Source organism: Nocardia sp. NPDC003269 (assembly GCF_042888005.1).
In the GTDB taxonomy this organism is placed as follows: domain Bacteria; phylum Actinomycetota; class Actinomycetes; order Mycobacteriales; family Mycobacteriaceae; genus Nocardia.
Genome location: NZ_JBIAPA010000002.1, coordinates 1839135 through 1856663, shown reverse-complemented (window position 1 = coordinate 1856663; position 17529 = coordinate 1839135). Strand labels below are relative to the sequence as shown.

Below are 17529 nucleotides of genomic sequence, written 5' to 3'. Positions count from 1 at the left end.
CGCGGCCGGTGGCCGGGTCGCGGCGGTGAACACGCCGAGGCGGAGTTGCGTGGCGCGCCGGTGCGGCGACATGATGGCTCATCCGCCCGGGGAGGAAGCCTGTGTCCGACATCGACGAATACGGCCGCGCCGCACTCAATGCCGCGGTCGACGGGACGATCATCGCCGTCCGCCGGATGTTCTACGTCCTCGGCGACGACATCGACCGCACCGAGGGGCCGATCGAGTTCACCTTCCACGACGGCGCGACCCTGCTCCTCGACGCCGGGGTCGACGGCGCGGAGTTGCGGATCGGCGCCGCGCCGTGGCGGGACCCGTTCGAACCGCTGGTCGACCCGGTGAACATCGAATACGTCGCCGCCTCTGGCAAGTACACCGCGTTCGACGTCACCGACGAACCGCCCTACGACGCGCTCGCCGGTCGGCGGGTGGACGCGGTCTCGGTCGTGCCGCTGCCCGACGGCAGGCCGCGCGCCGCCACGCTGTACCTCGGCGAGGGCATGGTGAAGGCGGAGTCGATCGCCGACGAGCTGATCGTGACGCTGGCTCCGGCGTGAGCGCGCTCGATCGGCTCCGTGGCCTGTTCCGGCGCGGCGCCGCGGCCGGGCCGACGTTCGCGACGACCCCGCTTCCGGCACCTCGGCGAGCGCGCGCCGGCCGTCGCCCGTGGGAAACAGCCTGGTCCGGGCCACGGCGAGGCTGATCGGAGCCGAGGACACGGCGCGTGGTTGCGCGCGGGCGGGGACCACTCGAGGCAGCATGGGGCACGGCGCAGTGGGTGGACCGGGTGGCAGGGAAGGTGTGTGGGCGGGTGAGTGCAGCGGTGCCGGGGCAGATCAGATGGCGGGCGGGATGGGGAATCGCGGCGGGACTGTTCGTCGCCGTGTTCGTGCTGGTCCCCGCGACGTTCGCGGTGCAGGACGCCTGGCAGGTGCCCGTGCCGCGGACGATCGCGTTCGCCGAGATCGAGCCCATCCAGACCTCGTACTGGCTCAGCTGGGCGCTCACCCTGGCGGCACTGCTGACCCCGGCACTGCTGCTGGCGCTGCTGCCGCCGGCCCGGCTCATCGCGCTCGGCTACCTGCTGACCACCACCGCGGCCGGGTTCGTGCTGTGCGCGACCACCGTGGGGCTGGCGTTCAGCGGCCTCGATCCGGCGTGACCTGGGTCAGCGCGAACTCCTCGGACAGGGTGTCGATGACCGAGCCGTGGATCTGCCGGTGCTCGTTGGCCAGTGCCGTGGTGGTGCAGATCCCGAACGCGCCCTCGGCGTCGTAGAGGACCGCGGCGCCCGCGGCGATGCCGTCGTCGCTGAGGTGCGACTCCGCCTCGATGCCCATCTCGAGCCCGATCGGCAGGCGCGAGAACGTGATCGAGACGTCGGTGTTGATGAAGCCGATGCCCTCGGTGCCCCAGTTGGTCACCAGACTGGTCTGCTCCCCCGCCATGGCGGCGAAGCAGAACGGGGAGGACGCCTCCCCGGCGACCACCGGGATATTGCGCACCCACTTGCGCTTCCTGGCGTCGTTCTGATGCTCGGTCATCTTCACCGACCACCCGTTGCCGTCGCTGCCGAACAGGTGCATGGCCTCGTCGACGGTGGCCAGCGCGTCGCGCGGGGGCAGCGGCCGTTCCCGCTCGGGCCGCCACACCTCCCCCGGCGGCTGGGTCGACCGCTTCAGCAGCAGCGCGCTACCCCGCGCCACCGGCTCACCACCGGAGCGCAACACGATCGCCACCGCGCGGACCCGTTTGCCGTCGCGGACCAGCTCACTGTGCACGGTCAGCGGCACCGCGGGCACCGCCCGGTGCAGGTCGACGGTCAGCCGGGCGGGCGCGAACCCGTCGCCGCAGTAGCGCGCCTCGACCTCGCGGGCGATCAGCCCGCACACCGGCGGACCGGACAGCGTGCTCGGCGCCCACAGGCTCATGGAGAAGCGGGTGGGCTGGAAAACGCCGTCGTCCTGCGTGAAGTACGCCGGAGAAGTGCTCATTGCGACTCTCTTCTGCCCTGCGGTCGGCACCGGGGTGCCGTGGTGCGCCCACGCACCACGATCAGAGTAGAACGCGTTCTAGTTTTCCGGCAAGTCCGGCAGCTCAGGCGTGCTGCCTGCCACCGCGCTGCGGAATGTAGGCGTCGATGGCCGCACCGCTGATCTGCCTGCGTTCGTTGGCGACGGCCGACACCGTGCACACCGCGAATTCACCGTCCGCGTCGTAGAGCGCGGCCGAGCCGGCGGCGATGCCGTCGTGGCTGAGGTGGTTGCCCGCCTCGATGCCCATCTCCGGGCCGATCGGCATCCGCGAGAACGTGATCGAGACGTCGGTGTTGATGAAGCCGATGCCCTCGGTGCCCCAGTTGGTCACCAGGCTGGCCTGCTCGCCCGCCATGGCGGCGAAGACGAACGGCGACCCGGCCTCCCCGGCGACCACCGGGATGCCGCGCACCCACTTGCGCTTGCGGGTGTCGTTCTCGTGCCGCGAGATCTCGACCGACCAGCCCTCGCCGGACCCGTCGCTGTCGAACAGGTGCACGGTCGGCGCGACCGCGGCCAGCAGTTCCGCCGGCGGCAGCGGTGGCCGCCGCACCTCGCGCCACACCTCGCCCGGCGGCTGCGCCGAGCGTTTCAGCAGCACCGCCGAGGCCCGCGCGACGACCACGCCGTCGGCGCGCAGCACCGCCTGCGCCGCGCGCACCCGGTTGCCGTCGCGGGTCGGTTCGCTGTCGACGGTCAGGGCGACCGCCGGCACCGGCTGGTGCAGGTCGACGGTGAACCGGGCGGGCACGAATTCCCCGGTGCGGTACCGGTTCTCGATCTCGCGGGCGAGCAGTCCGCACACCGGCGGGCCGGACAGGAGCCCCTCGGCCCACAGGCTCCGGCCCCACGACGTCGGCGTGTACACCTCGCCGTCGCGGCGGAAATAGGCGGCGGACTGCTCCGTGCTCACTCCAGCTCGCCCTCGGTCTCGAGGTAGACTTGGCGCAGCTTGTCCAGCGTCTCGGCCTCCGGGTGCTCCCACAGCTTGCGCTCGGCGGCCTCGAGCAGGCGTTCGGCGATGCCGTGCAGCGCCCACGGGTTGGACTGCTCCATGAACTTGCGGTTCACGTCGTCGAAGACGTAGCTCTCGGACAGCTTCTCGTACATCCAGTCGGCGACGACATTGGTGGTGGCGTCGTAGCCGAACAGGTAGTCCACGGTGGCGGCCATCTCGAAGGCGCCCTTGTAGCCGTGGCGGCGCATCGCCTCGAGCCAGCGCGGGTTCACCACGCGGGCACGGAAGACGCGGGCGGTCTCCTCCGAGAGCGTGCGCGTGCGCACGGCGTCGGGGCGGGTGGAGTCGCCGATGTAGGCCTCGGGGTTCTTGCCGGTCAGCGCGCGCACGGTGGCGACCATGCCGCCGTGGTACTGGAAGTAGTCGTCGGAGTCGGCGATGTCGTGTTCGCGGGTGTCGGTGTTCTTGGCCGCCACCGCGATCCGCCGGTAGGCGGTGCGCATGTCGTCGGCGGCGGGGGCGCCGTCGAGGTCACGGCCGTAGGCGTAGCCACCCCAGGTGGTGTACACCTGCGCGAGGTCGTCGTCGGTGCGCCAGCTCTTGGAGTCGATGAGCTGGAGCAGGCCCGCGCCGTAGGTGCCGGGCTTGGAACCGAAGATGCGGGTGGTCGCCCGGCGGGTGTCGCCGTGCGCGGCCAGGTCCGCCTGGGCGTGCGCGCGCACGTAATTCGACTCGGCGGGCTCGTCGAGGTCGGCGACCAGGCGGACCGCGTCGTCGAGCAGGGCGAGCACGTGCGGGAAGGCGTCGCGGAAGAACCCGGAGATGCGGACGGTGACGTCGACGCGCGGACGGGCGAGCTCGTCGAGCGGGATCACCGCCAGGGCGGTGACGCGGCGGCTGGCCTCGTCCCAGACCGGCCGCACACCCAGCAGCGCGAAGACCTCGGCGATGTCGTCACCGGAGGTCCGCATGGCCGAGGTGCCCCACACCGACAAGCCCACCGACTTCGGGTATTCGCCGTGGTCGGCGAGGTAGCGCGCCAGCAGCGACTCCGCCATGGCCTGGCCGGTCTCCCACGCCAGTCGCGACGGGACGGCCTTGGGGTCGACCGAGTAGAAATTGCGGCCGGTGGGCAGCACGTTGATCAGGCCGCGCAGCGGGGAACCGCTGGGGCCCGCCGGGATGAAACCGCCGTTGAGCGCGTGCAGGACGCGGGCGATCTCGATGCCGGTCTCGCGCAGGCGGGGCACGACCTCGGTCGCGGCGAACCGCAGAATCGTGGCGACCTTGTCCAACCGCTCGGCATCGCGGTTTCCGTCACCCGGTGCGGCGCGGTGCCCGTCGAGGATCGCGGTTTCGAAGTCGGCGACGAGTCGCTCGACCGTGTCGACCGCCCAGTCCGTCGCCTGCAGCGCCGCCAGCAGTTCGCGGGCGCGGCCCTCGACCACGTCCACCCGCTCGCGGGCTTCGTCACCGGCTTCGCTGAGCCCCAGTGCCTCGCGCAGGCCGGGCACGTTCTGCTCGCCGCCCCACAGCTGACGGGCGCGCAGCATGGCCAGCACCAGGTCGAGTTCCATCTCGCCCTCGGGCGCCTGGCCGAGGATGTGCAGGCCGTCGCGGATCTGCACGTCCTTGATCTCGCACAGCCAGCCGTCGACGTGCAGCAGCATGTCGTCGAAGACGTCTTCCTCGGGCCGTTCGGCCAGGCCGAGATCGTGGTCCATCTTGGCGGCGCGCATCAGCGTCCAGATCTGCTGGCGGATGGCGGGCAGCTTGGCCGGGTCGAGGGCGGAGATGTTGGCGTGCTCGTCGAGCAGCTGCTCGAGCCGGGAGATGTCGCCGTAGGTCTCGGCGCGCGCCATCGGCGGGATCAGGTGGTCGACGAGGGTGGCGTGCGCGCGGCGCTTGGCCTGGGTGCCCTCGCCCGGGTCGTTGACCAGGAACGGGTAGATCAGCGGCAGGTCGCCGAGCGCGGCGTCGGTGCCACAGGAGGCCGACATGCCGAGGGTCTTGCCGGGCAGCCACTCCAGGTTGCCGTGCTTGCCCAGGTGCACCATCGCGTCGGCGCCGAAACCGTCGGGCGCGGACAGCCAGCGGTAGGCGGCCAGGTAGTGGTGGCTCGGCGGCAGGTCCGGGTCGTGGTAGATGGCGACGGGGTTCTCACCGAAGCCGCGGGGCGGCTGCACCATCAGCACCACATTGCCGAAACGCAGTGCGGCGATGACGATCTCGCCCTGCGGGTCGGCGGACCGGTCGACGTAGAGCTCCCCCGGCGGCGGGCCCCACGCCTCGACCACGGCCTCGCGCAGGTCGGCGGGCAGGGACTCGAACCAGCGGGTGTAGGTGGCGGCGCCGATCCGGATCGGGTTGCCCTCGAGCTGTTCGGCGGACAGCCAATCCGGGTCCTGTCCGCCCGCGGCGATCAGGGCGTGGATGAGCGCGTCGCCGTCCCGCTCGTCGAGGCCGGGGATCTCGCCGGGTTCACCGAGGTCGTAACCGGCGGTGCGCAATTCGGTGAGCAGGCGGATCGCGCTGGCGGGGGTGTCGAGGCCGACGGCGTTGCCGATGCGGGCGTGCTTGGTCGGGTAGGCCGAGAGCATGATCGCGATCCGCTTGTCGGCGGCCGGGATGTGGCGCAGGCGGGCGTGGCGCACGGCGATCCCGGCGACGCGGGCGGCGCGCTCGGGGTCGGGCACGTAGGTGGACAGGCCGTCGTCGTCGAACTCCTTGAACGAGAACGGCACCGTGATGATGCGGCCGTCGAACTCGGGCACCGCGACCTGGGTGGCGACGTCGAGCGGCGAGAGGCCGTCGTCGTTGTCCTCCCACTGGGCGCGGCCGCTGGTCAGGCACAGGCCCTGCAGGATCGGCACGTCGAGGGCGGCCAGCGCGGCCACGTCCCAGGCTTCGTCGTCGCCGCCGGCCGAGGCGGTGGCGGGCTTGCTGCCACCGGCCGCGAGCACCGTCACCACGAGCGCGTCGGCGCGGCCGAGCAGGGCGAGCAGTTCCGGTTCGGCGGTGCGCAGCGAGGCGCAGTAGACCGGCAGCGCGCGGGCGCCCTTGGCCTCGATCGCGGTGCACAGCGCGTCGATGTAGCCGGTGTTGCCCGCCAGATGCTGGGCGCGGTAGTAGACCACCGCGACGGTCGGGGCGTGCGGTTCGAGAATGCGGGCGGCGCGGTCGAGTTCGCCCCAGGTGGGCAGTTCCACCGGCGGCTCGAAGCCGTGGCCGGTCAGCAGGACCGTGTCGGAGAGGAAGTTGTGCAGTTCGCGCAGGTTGTCCGCGCCACCCGCGGCGAGGTAGTTGTGCGCGTCGGCCGCGACGCCCACCGGGACCGTCGAGCACTCCATGAGTTCGGCGTCCGGGGCGATCTCGCCGCCGAGGGCGACCATCGGCACCCCGCTCGCCCGGACCGCCTCGAGGCCCTCCTCCCAGGCGCGCTTGCCGCCGAGGATGCGCACGATCACCAGGTCGGCGCCGTCGAGCAACCCCGGCAGGTCATCCACCAGCAACCGCGCGGGATTGCCCCACCGGTAGTCGGCGCCGCTCGCGCGGGCGCTGAGCAGATCGGTGTCGGAGGTGGACAGCAGCAGGATCACAGGGTGAGGCCTTCCTCGGGTGACGCGCCCATCGGGATCGGTTGTCGTGCTCGCCGGAGAGGGTCTGGCTGTTCACAGTGGCGCGACCGCACCGGATTTCCACCGGTTTCCTCGACGCCCGCCGAGCATCCCGATCGTACTGGCCGCCCGCCGACCGCAACTTTCCAGCCCGCGCTCGGCGGATCACCACGCAACGGCGCGGGCAGCCCCCGGGAGGGTGCCCGCACCGGCACGTAGTGATCTTGATCAGGGCTGACGCGATCTGTCGCCCGGTGCGCAGGCGCGCCCGGTTCCTGGTCGCGGCGGGTACCGACGGCGCGGGGCGATTGCTGTCAGTGGGTCGGACGACGGGTGGTGTCGCGCGCGCTGATCGCGGCGGCGACCTCGGTGACGGCGGTGCGGATGAGGGCGCCGTAGGCGTCGTCGCCGAGGGTGGCCAGGCGTTCGCGGGCCGCGTCGATGTGGCGGGTGGCGGCGGGGAACGCGCCGAGGCGGCGGAAATTGTCGGCGAGATTGAGGTGCAGGGACGGGTAGAAACCGGCGACGTTCAGGTCCGCGTGGTGGGCCCGCAGACGGGTGTCGGTGAGGGCGTCGGCGGCGTCCAGTGCCCGCACGTCCCAGACGAGGGCTTCGGCCGGATCGTCGTAGGTGTCGGCGAGGTAGTGGGCGAGGGTACAGCGGTGCAGGGGGTCGCCCATGGGGCCGATGTCGGTCCAGACGTCGAGCAATGCGGTGCGCCCACCGTCGGGATCACCGCCGCGGAAGTCGGTGACGCCCTGGGTGATTCGGGCCATGGTGGGGTCGGTGGTGGTCATCGGAGGTCTCCTCGTCGGTGGTGGTCGGCAGGCGGTTCGGTCGGCCGGCGGCGGTTTGGCGGTGGCGGTGGCCGTGGCGGTGGCAGCGGCCGTGGCGGTGGCGGTGGCGGTGGCGGCATGGTCGGTGGGTGGGCCGAGGGGTGGCCGGGCAGGCCCCGCGGTGGTTAGCGGACGGGCACGTCGGCGGGGGCAGGACGGCAGGGCATGGCCAGGGTCAGCAAGTCGCCGTCGTCGGCGGAGCGGATTCGGGCGGGGAGGTCGGGGGCGGCGAGATCGAGCATCACGTCGGGTCCGACCGCCGCGGTGACGGCGGGGTACAGGGTGGTGACCGTGAAGTGGATCGTCATGCCAGGGCCGGTGACGGTCGCGGGCAGGCTCCGGGTGTCCTCGCCGTCGGCAGTCCGCAGTTCACCCTCCGGATCGATGTGCAGCGCGATCGTGGACGAGCCGGTCCGCTCGAGCGCGTCCAGCAGCGCTGCCCGGCCCAGCACCACTCGGGTGGTGACAGCGGGCAGCGCCGTGAGCATTCCCCGGTAGTCGGGGAAGTCCTCGGTCGATCGGCGGCATCGTCGCCGATCCGCACCGGCCGCATCGCCTGCGCCACCCATGCGTGGCTCGTCGGCCGCGGTTCCCCGTTCCCTGGGCCGGTGATCGTCGGTCGACGGTCGCGGCCAATCCGGTTCCGCCTGCCGATGGTGGCCGCCGCGAGCTCGGGCATCGGGTGCTGCCGCGCGCCCGGCCGGGTCGGCGGCGAGGACGATGTGGGCGGCTTCCACGCTGATCGTGACGGTGTGCGTTCGGCGCAGCCAGGAGGTGGCGGCCCGGAGATCGTCGGCGTCGACGGTGACCGACCACGCGGTAGCGGACGGCTGCGACGGGCGCAGGGTGCGGGTGGCCAGGCGGTAGCGGTCGGTGGCGGTGAGGGTCAGGTCCTGGGCGGTCGATTCGACATGAATGGTGTTGAGCACGGGCAGGTTCGGATCGATGACCGTCGCGGTCGCGATCTGGTCGATGGCGGCCGCTAGCAGTGGGCCACGCACCCGGAGGACGTCGTCCGCGGATGACCCCGGTCCGGTGCCCTCCGCCGGTGCGCTGCCAGTCACCCGCACGGCGCCGTCCCCCAGCGCGGCGCCATCCCCCAGCGCGGCGCCACCCCCCAGCGCGGCGCCACCCCCCAGCGCGGCGCCATCCCCCAGCGCGGCGCCATCCGCCAGCGCGGGACCGCAGGCCTGAGCGCGGCCGCCCCTCGGCGCGCCCTCGTCCACCGACGCCCGACCGTCCAGCGCGCCACCCGCCACCGGCGCCCGCCGTGCGCCGGGTCCGGTCCGGTCGACGGGGCCGGGGGTCACCTCCGAACGCACCGCTGTCCGGGCCGCGTCGGCGGCCGCGTGGACCGCCCGGAGCCGATGGTCCAGTTCGGCGAGGTGGTCGTCGACCAGTTCGGTGGCGCGGGCGGGATCGGGCTCGGCGAGGACGGCGGCGACCGCGGGCAGCGGCATCTCGGCGGCACGCAACCGGCGGATCAGCCGGGCCGGGCCGGTCTGGCCGGGCGCGTAGTAGCGGTAGCCGGTGGACTCGTCGATCACGGCGGGGACGAGCACACCCGCGTCGGCGTAGAAGCGCAGGGCACTGGTGCTCAGGCCGCAGGCACGGGCGAAGGCGCCGATGGTGAGCAGGTCGGGTTCGGGCACCCGGCCATCATCGGGGTTCGAGCTGGTCGAAGGTCAAGCGCTCAGTCGCGGGTGGTGCCAACGGCGACCATCTCCGGGGAACCGGTGCCGAGATTGCGGTAGACGTTGGCGACCACCATCTGGCCGAGCGCGTTGTTGCCGACCCCGCCGATGACGGCGCCGATCCCCGCCGGGACGAGGGTGCCGAACAGCAGCAGGGTGCGTTTCACGAGGTAGTTGACGATGAAGCGTTTGGCCGGGGAGTCGGGCATGCTCGCCAGGCCGGGAATGTGGTCGGTGACCACCCCGAGCCACTGGCCGGTCTTGTGCCCCGCGGTCTCGTCGAGCACCTTCGTGCCCGCCTCACCGAGGACGACCTTCGACACCAGGTACCTGCGGCGCGGGTCGTCGGGATCGAGATCGTAGGCCGCGGCCGCGCCGACCGACAGCACCGAGGACGCCTCCAGGAACACGGCGGTGTCGACACCGGTCGCGGCCAGGCTCAGCAGGGTGCCCACCCCGGGCACGGCGGCGGTGAGGCCGACCAGCACACCGCTGGTCGTGACGACCACGAGGTACTGCCGCGACAGCCGCCGCAACGTCTCCACCGGCGCGTCCTCCGGATGCCTGCGCTCGAGCCAGTCGACGTAGCGGCCGACCGTGCCGGTCTGCGCGTGCGCGACCCGGTCGAGCGCGGGAACGACACGCTTGTCCACGAATTCACGCAACATGCGGCGACCTCTCCTGTCGGCGAACGACCGGCGAACGATTCCCCGCCCACCCTAGGGGACGTCCACCCGCACCGCCTGACGGCGGCGCGCCGATCCGCGGTCGTAGGCTGGACGGATCATGACCAGGAGTACCCCCGATTCCTGCCCCGGTGTCCTGCGCCTGCACCAGGCCGCCGACGGGCCGCTGGCGCGGATCCGCGTCCCCGGCGGCCGGCTGGCGCCCCAGCAGCTGCAAGCCCTCGCCGACGCGGCCCGCGACCTGGGCAACGGTGCTCTGGAACTCACCTCCCGCGGCAACATCCAGCTGCGGCAGGTCCGTGACGCCGCCGCGCTCGCCGATCAGCTCGGCGCCGCCGGTCTGCTGCCCAGCCGCACCCACGAGCGGGTCCGCAATATCGTGGCGTCACCGCTGTCGGGCCGGGTCGGCGGCTGGGCGGACGTGCACGGGCTCGCCGCCGACCTCGACGCGGGCCTGCGAGCCGATCCCCGGCTGGCGGATCTGCCCGGCCGGGTGCTGTTCACCGTGGACGACGGCCGTGGCGATGTGAGCACACTGCGCGGCGACATCGGTATCCAGGCCGTCGCCGCCGACGAGTTCGCCGTGCTGCTCGCGGGCGCCGACACCGGGCTGCGGGTCGGCGCGAGCGAGGCGGTCGAGGTGATGCTCGACGCGGCGCGCGGCTTCCTGGACCTGCGCGGCACCGGCGACGACGGGCAGTGGCGGTTGCACGAGATCCCCGGCGGCGCCGAGCGGGTCGTCGAGGCGCTGGACCGCTCCCCCGCCGGCGCGCCACTGGAACTCGGTGCGGCACACGATCTTCCGATCGGCTGGCTGGACCAGGACGACGGCCTGGTGAGCCTCGGCGCCGGGGTGCCGCTCGGCACGCTGCCCGCGCGGACCGCGGAGTTCCTCGCCGCCGTCGAACGCCCCGTCTTCGTGACCCCGTGGCGCAGCCTGGTGATCACCGACCTCGACGAGGGACCCGCCGAGACGGTCGTCCGGGTGCTCGCGCCGATGGGCCTGATCTTCGACGCGCAGTCACCGTGGTTGCAGGTCAGCGCCTGCGCTGGCCGCCCCGGCTGCGCGAAGTCACGCACCGACGTGCGCGCCGATCTCGCGGCCGCCGTCGAGAGCGACCGCGTCCGGTCCGGTACCCCGGAACCGGCGCGGATCGTGGTCCCCGCCGAGGACGTCACGGTGGCGGGCCGCCAGCACTGGTCCGGCTGCGAGCGCCGCTGCGGCCGTCCGACCGGACCGGTCACCGATGTCGTTGCCACCCCCGACGGCTACCGCGTCGACACCCACTGACGTTCTCCCCCGGCGAAATTCGATCGACTCCGGCGCGCGCCGACTCGTACGCTGGCCACCTCGCATCGAGGGGGTTTCCATGTCCACACTGCAGGTGACGGCCGAACGACTGGTCGTCCACGCCCATCCGAACGCCGACCGGCTCGAACTGGCCCAGGTCGGCCTGTACCGGGCCGTCGTCGCCAAGGGTCAGTTCGCGACCGGCGCGCACGCGATCTACATTCCGGAGCAGGCCGTCCTGCCCGACGCGCTCATCGCCGAGCTCGGGCTGACCGGGAAACTGGCGGGGTCCCAGCGCAATCGGGTGAAGGCGGTGCGGCTGCGCGGGGAGGTGTCGCAGGGCATCGTGTGCCTGCCCGGCGCGCTCGACGGTGTCGACCTGGCGGCGGCCGCCGACGCGGGCACGGACTTCGCCGAGCTGCTCGGGATCACCAAATGGGTGCCGCCGGTACCGGTCTCGATGGCCGGGCAGGTCGAAGCGGCGCCGGAGCTGCTGCGGTGGATCGATGTCGAGAACATCAAACGGTTCCCCGGCATCTTCACCGCGGGGGAACCGGTGGTGGCGACGGAGAAGATCCACGGCACCGCGTGCCTGCTCACCCACGTGCGGGCCGAGGACCGGATCCTGGTGTCCTCCAAGGGCGTCGGCGGGAAATCGCTCTCGCTCACCGCCTCCGAGGGCAACCTGTACTGGCGGGCGATCCGGGCGCACGGACTCGACGAGGCCGCCCGGAAACTGGCCACCGCGCTCGACGCCGACCGGATCGGCCTCTTCGGCGAGGTGTACGGCGCGGGCGTGCAGGACCTGCACTACGGCGCCTCGGCCGCGCACGACGCGTCGCTGGGCTACGGCCTGTTCGACATCGCGGTCGCCCGGGACGGCGAACCGGTCCGCTGGCTCGACCCTGCCGAGATCGGCACGCTGCTGGACGAACTCGGGCTCGCCGTACCGCGGGTCCCGGTCCTCTACGAGGGCCCCTACGACGCGGCGGTGCTGCTGGCACTGGCCGAAGGCACCGAGACCGTCAGTGGCGCGGGCGCGAACATCCGAGAGGGCCTGGTGGTGCGCCCCGCGACCGAGCGGCTCTCGGCCGTCCTCGGCGGCCGCGCGATCGGCAAGATCGTCTCCGACGCCTACCTGCTGCGCGACGGTGGCACCGAATTCGAGTGACCGGCAGTGCCTTTCGCGCGCCGGTGCGGCGATCCGCACCGGTGCGCGCGAGAGTTGTTGTGGTACGGCTTGATTCGGCATTCCCGCCGAACCGGACGGTTACAGGCGATTCGGGAAAACACCCGGTCGCCGAATTCCGCGGTAGGCGGATACCGGCCCTTCGGTGCGCCCTGCGGCGTACGGGCACCCGATGAACCATTAATGCGGAATTGCTATATCCGCAGGTGCATCGCCCTACACTTGACGCCAGCTACCCACTCGGGCCGCGGGTGGGGTGTCGGAGAGGGAGGGGTTTTCGTGACGGTCCGAATCCAGTGGCTCCATAAACTCATCGACGAATCGGTCGGAGAATCGGTCGACATTCCGGTCGATTCCTTCGGTTTCGGCGACGGATTGCGCGCACTGTTTCCCGACGGCATTCTGCAATTCTCCGCGGGAATCGGAACAGATGACGGGATCACCCGGGTTTCCTACACCGACCAGCCCGCTTCGGCCCGGATGAGCCGCGCGCGCGACAGCGCGGACATCACGCTCGATGTGCGACTCCCCGGGACCGGAGCACCCGCGCACCTGCTGGCCCGGTGCGCCGGGTTCGACCTCCCGGAGCTGCCGTGCGGAACATCGGACACCTTCACCCTGCGCCTCGACGAGCACACGGGCACGACAGTGCGGGCGACCGGCCCAGACGTGGCGGTCGTACTGCGAGAGAACGGCGAGCGCATGTTCACCGCGGCCGCCGATGGCTGGCGGGTGATCTGCACCGACAGGCCACTGCCCGCCGACCGGCTGGCGGAGCTGGGAACCGCGGACAGCGATGCGCTGTCGCGTGCCTCGCTACCGGACCCGTTCGCCGACGAGCTACCGCCTGGGGCCTGGTTGCTGCTGCCGAGACCGGGCGCCCAGCCACATCATTTCCTGGTGCGGCTGGAGACCCCGCGTCCCACGATGTCGACCGATCCCTCAAGGCGGGACGGGCTCGGGCGACCGATGCCCCCCGCAGCGGCCCGCGTCCGGCGCACCGGTTCGCCGTACCGCCCGGTGCGGGCGGTGGCGACCGGCGACGGCTTCGCGCTGCTGGCGGGTACCAGATCCGCCGACGAGCGGAGCAACGGCCGGTTCGGGCTGGCGCTCGGCGAGGACGGCGCCGTCGCGAGTCTCGTCCTGGACTACGCACCCCTGCGCATCGTCGGTGAACTCGGCGTGGCGCCGGCGGAATCGCCCTACCGGACGGTCATCGGCGGCGTGCTGATGTTCTCTTTCAAGGGCGGGAAGTCGGGGATCTACGGCACCGGCATGGGCGCGTACGTGGTCCCGGAGTCGGGCGCCGCCGGACCCTCCTTCTTCGGCTACGCCGGCATCGGCGGCGATCCCGGCATCGGCATCCCGGCGCTGCGGCTGACCGGCGTGTCGGTGGGGTTCGGCTGGAACAGCCGCATCCGCGTACCAGACGTCGCGCAGGTCGCGAACTTCCCGTTCGTGAAGGCGCTGGCCGATCCGGGTTCGATCGGCGCGGGGTCCGGTAAGCCGGTCTCGGTGCTGCGCACCCTCATCGGCGGCGACAACCCGTGGATCTCGCCCAGGGTGGACGAACTCTGGGTGGCGGCCGGGCTCGGCTTCACCCTCGCCGAGTTCGTCTCGGGCCGCGCGATGGCGATCGTGCAGGTCGGTGACGAGTTCACCGTCGCCCTGCTCGGCACCGCCGCCGCGGAATTCCCCCGGGGTGGCGGCCGCAAGCTGGCCCGCGTCGCGGCGAACCTGCAGGCGGTGCTCAAGCCCGGCGAGGGCGAGATGGGCTTCGCCATGGCGCTCGCCCCGAACTCGTTCGTCCTCGATCCGAACTGCCGGCTGCAGGGTGGCCTGGCCTTCCGCAGCTGGTTCGGGCCGAGCCCGCACGCGGGCGACTTCGTCTACACGGTGGGTGGCTACCACCGGAATTACCTGGCTCCCCAGCGGTATCCGTCGGTGCCGCGCGTCGGTTTCGACTGGGACCTGACCGGTGCTGTCACCATCTCCGGCAAGGCGTACCTGGCGTTCACCCCGGGCGCGGCGATGGCGGGCGGGCAGCTGGCCGTGCGTTTCCACGCGGGCCCGGTCCGCGCCTGGTGCGAGGCGAAGATGGACGCCCTCCTCCAGTGGAACCCCTTCTACTTCGACGTCGGCGTGCGCGTGTCGATGGGTGTCTCCGCCTCGGTGAAGATCGTGTTCGTGCGGATCACCATCACCGTGGAAGTCGGTGTCGGCCTGACGGTCTGGGGTCCGCCCACCGGCGGCCGCGCCAAGGTGAAGCTGTGGTTCATCTCGTTCACCATCAATTTCGGCAACAGGCGCGCCGGCGCGAGCAACGACCTGGACTGGGCCGGATTCTCCGCCATGCTGCCGCCCGCGGGCAACAACGTCCGGGTGCTGCCGCAGGCCGGGCTGCTCGTGGACAAGAACCGCGAGACCGGCGGTGACGGCTCGTGGGAGGTGTCGGCCAACGGATTCACCTTCGACACCGACACCACCGTGCCGCTCACCGAGGTGTACCTGGGCACGTCGAGTACCGCTGTCGAGAACGGCAGTCCCGTCGACCTGCGGCCGACCGCATGGCGCGGCGAGACGAGCACCCAGCGGGTGACGGTGCGGCGAGGCGAGACGGGCCTCGATCTCGGGCAGTGGGCACGCACCCGCCGGATGGCGACGGTGTCGGCCGAACTGTGGGGCTCCGGCCGCACCGGTGACCTGCCCGACGGCGACGAGCACCTGGTGAAGAACCAGCTGCTCGGCGTCCAATTCACCTCGCCCGCACCGCGATACGGTACGTCGACCGGATTCGTCGACGAGGAAGCGCTCGATTTCGACACCGTCGCGCCCGACGGCAGTCAGCCACTCGACCCCGCGGCGGGCCCGGTCGGGGCCGTGCCGCAGCGGCCGGGGAACGTCATCTCCACCATCGCGAGCACGATCGCCGCCCCGGCGCAGTCCGATGCCCGCCGCCGGTTGGCCGGGCAGCTGTCCGCGCTCGGCTTCGACCTCGGCGAGGTCGACAGCGACCTGTCCGGGTATGCCCGGGCCTGCCAGACGGCCTTCACGGCCGAACCGATGCTCGTCGGCTGAACGAAAGGGATCGAGATGCCGACCACCACGCACCGCACACGATTCCTCGACCACCGCATCCCGTCGCTCTACGCCGGCCGCTACACCCTCACCGTGGAGCAGCAGATCGAGACCGTCGCCGCATTGCCGACGCGCGATCAGCGATTCGACGTGCGCACCCAGCGTTTCACGCTCGGCGACTCCGAGGTGCAGGCCTGCTACCCGGTGCCGGGCGGGGTCGGGAAGTACAGCCAGTTGCTGCCACACATCACGCTCGACACCCCCGGCCTGCCGTGGGCGATGCTGCCCGCGGGAGAGGACGACGGCAGCCCGTGGATATTCCTGCTGGTGTTCCGGGAGGGCGAGCTGCCCGACGACCCCCAGGCTGTCGGTGAGGTCACCGTCTCCACGGTCGCCCAACTGCTCGGCGGGCAGGCCGGACCGGGTGCGCCGCCCGCCATCGACACCGACAGTCTGCTCGACGGCGAGGCCGCGACGGCCTGCCGCAGTATCCACATCCCGGCGGAGCTGTTCACGAAGCTCCGCCCGACCTTCGCGGAGGCGGCGCTGCTCGCCCACCTGCGGGAGGGTGGGCGGCCGGACGCCGACCACGTGCGCGGCGCCGATCCGGAGCCGAATCTCGACGAGTGCAACGCGGTCGTCGTCGCCAATCGCTTTCCCGCCGCGACCGCCGCACGGCACGTGGCGCATCTGGTCACGGTGGAAGGATTCGAGCCGTACCTGCGGGACACGGCGGCGCCACCGGAGGGCGTGCGGATGGTGTCGCTGCACACGTGGACGTTCGAAACCCTCGACGACACCGGCATCGGGTTCGGTGACCTGGTGGCGAATCTGGCGGCCGAACCCGATCTCCGGTTGTGCCTGCCGGTGCCGCCCGGTGAGCTGGACGCCGATGCGCGGCAACGGCTTCAGGGTGGCGCGACGGTGCTCCCGCAGCGCCTGGAATCAGGGGAACGCAGCATCGCCTTCTATCGGGGACCGTTCACCGCCGCGCCCGCGCAGCCGCTTCCTCCCCCGCGCGAACCCCGGCTCGATTCCGCCGGCGCGGCGCTGATCTACCTGACGCAGTCCGGTGTCTTCGACACCGGCTACGCCAGCGCCTTCAGCCTCGGCCGGACGTTGGCCCTGGCCGACGCGCCGTTCCGGAATCGGCTGCTGGAATTCCGCACAGCGGCCAGGCGGGCCGCGCGCCGGGCGGCCGCGCATCCGGAGCTGATCGCGGGACGCGCGGTGCGCGAGGCGGGGGCGGCGCTACGCGAGAGCCGGGTGCGCACCGCCTTCGATCACCTGCTCGAGTCGCGACTGCCGCTCGCACTGGCGCGCAGCGGGGCCGAGCTGGCTACCGCGCCGCGCCGTCCCGCCGCCGCGAGGGTCCGGGGCAATGGCGCGCTGTCGGCGCTGTCCGCGGACGCACTGCGCGTGACGGTGTCCGACACCCACACCAGGGCGGTGCTGCGGTCGGCCGTCCGCGAGCACCTGGATCCGGTGCAGGAGTGGCTGAACCGGCTCGCCGCCTTCCAGATGGTGCCCTTCGATCATCTCGTCCCCGACCCGAGAATGCTTCCGCCGGAAAGCATCCGGTTCTTCTCCGTCGACCCGGGGTGGGCGCGGGCCGCCGTCGACGGCGCGCTGAGCGTCGGCGTCGCTCACGCGCTCGACGAGGACCTCAACGAGCTGGCCGCCGCGGTGGCGGATCCACCCGCCTGCGGGGTGCTGATCCGCTCGATGCTGGTACCGCACTGGCCGCGCACCCTCTACACCGCCTTCCGCGGCGAGGAGGTGCTCGAGCCACTGCGCCGCGCGACGTTCGGCAGCAACGTGCTCATGCTGCTCTACCCGGACACCCTCGACACCTTCACCATCGCCGAACCGCCGCAGGGCATCCACTTCGGTATCGGCGATCTCGGCACCATCGACCTGCGCGCGCTCAGCGGCGTCGTCGGCGAGTACCTCGAGGAGTTCCCCGACCCTCCCGGCTTCGGCGCGTTCCTGCGCCCCTCTCACGACGTGCTCGACGTCGAGGGCACGCTGATGCCCGCGCTGGCCGCCGCTCACGAGCTGCCGACGCTGTCGCCGGCTCAGTTCGCACTACAGATGTTCAAGGCGCCGCAGTTGCAGACCTTCGCCCGCTCCTGATCGCCGTC

At 72.1% G+C, this 17529-nt stretch carries 12 protein-coding genes; 6 read left to right on the top strand and 6 right to left on the bottom strand.

The window, feature by feature from the left end:
* Positions 1–101 precede the first annotated feature (101 nt).
* Together ACFYWJ_RS18950 and ACFYWJ_RS18945 are read left to right on the top strand one after the other, a co-directional pair.
* The gene (locus tag ACFYWJ_RS18950; RefSeq protein ID WP_355284547.1) at positions 102–557 is read left to right on the top strand and encodes a hypothetical protein; all 456 of its coding nucleotides are present in this window, start codon (positions 102–104) and stop codon (positions 555–557) included.
* A 254-nt stretch (positions 558–811) separates the two neighbouring features.
* Entirely contained in the window at positions 812–1162 is a 351-nt protein-coding gene (locus ACFYWJ_RS18945) for a hypothetical protein (protein ID WP_355284550.1), read from the top strand.
* Here the strand turns inward: ACFYWJ_RS18945 and ACFYWJ_RS18940 are convergent.
* The 6 genes from ACFYWJ_RS18940 to ACFYWJ_RS18915 form a co-directional block, all read right to left on the bottom strand.
* Complete coding sequence (locus ACFYWJ_RS18940) at positions 1140–1994, bottom strand: acyl-CoA thioesterase domain-containing protein (RefSeq protein WP_355284553.1); 855 nt, start codon at positions 1992–1994, stop codon at positions 1140–1142. The genes ACFYWJ_RS18945 and ACFYWJ_RS18940 overlap by 23 nt on opposite strands.
* A gap of 103 nt (positions 1995–2097) precedes the next feature.
* Positions 2098–2949 carry an acyl-CoA thioesterase domain-containing protein gene (locus tag ACFYWJ_RS18935; protein ID WP_355284556.1) on the bottom strand — a complete coding sequence of 284 codons (852 nt, stop codon included), beginning with the start codon at positions 2947–2949 and terminating at the stop codon, positions 2098–2100.
* Positions 2946–6593 (bottom strand): cobaltochelatase subunit CobN, encoded by a 3648-nt coding sequence (cobN, locus tag ACFYWJ_RS18930; protein WP_355284559.1) that lies wholly within the window; start codon positions 6591–6593, stop codon positions 2946–2948. Before cobN ends, ACFYWJ_RS18935 begins: the two co-directional genes overlap by 4 nt.
* 332 nt (positions 6594–6925) lie before the next feature.
* Complete coding sequence (locus ACFYWJ_RS18925; protein ID WP_355284562.1) at positions 6926–7408, bottom strand: hypothetical protein; 483 nt, start codon at positions 7406–7408, stop codon at positions 6926–6928.
* A gap of 164 nt (positions 7409–7572) precedes the next feature.
* Positions 7573–9099 (bottom strand): MerR family DNA-binding transcriptional regulator, encoded by a 1527-nt coding sequence (locus tag ACFYWJ_RS18920; RefSeq protein ID WP_387162357.1) that lies wholly within the window; start codon positions 9097–9099, stop codon positions 7573–7575.
* Positions 9100–9140: 41 nt separating this feature from the next.
* Positions 9141–9809, bottom strand: a complete 669-nt coding sequence (locus tag ACFYWJ_RS18915; RefSeq protein WP_355284568.1) for a hypothetical protein — start codon at positions 9807–9809, stop codon at positions 9141–9143.
* A 118-nt stretch (positions 9810–9927) separates the two neighbouring features.
* Here ACFYWJ_RS18915 and cobG point away from each other — a divergent pair, with 118 nt between their 5' ends.
* From cobG to ACFYWJ_RS18895, 4 genes are all read left to right on the top strand, one after another.
* Entirely contained in the window at positions 9928–11118 is a 1191-nt protein-coding gene (gene cobG / locus ACFYWJ_RS18910; RefSeq protein WP_355284571.1) for a precorrin-3B synthase, read from the top strand.
* Between the two features lie 79 nt (positions 11119–11197).
* Complete coding sequence (locus ACFYWJ_RS18905; RefSeq protein WP_355284574.1) at positions 11198–12289, top strand: RNA ligase (ATP); 1092 nt, start codon at positions 11198–11200, stop codon at positions 12287–12289.
* Positions 12290–12586: 297 nt separating this feature from the next.
* On the top strand, positions 12587–15385 hold the full coding sequence (locus ACFYWJ_RS18900) for a DUF6603 domain-containing protein (RefSeq protein WP_355284577.1): 2799 nt from the start codon (positions 12587–12589) through the stop codon (positions 15383–15385).
* A 15-nt stretch (positions 15386–15400) separates the two neighbouring features.
* Positions 15401–17521, top strand: a complete 2121-nt coding sequence (locus ACFYWJ_RS18895) for a hypothetical protein (RefSeq protein ID WP_355284579.1) — start codon at positions 15401–15403, stop codon at positions 17519–17521.
* Positions 17522–17529 lie beyond the last annotated feature (8 nt).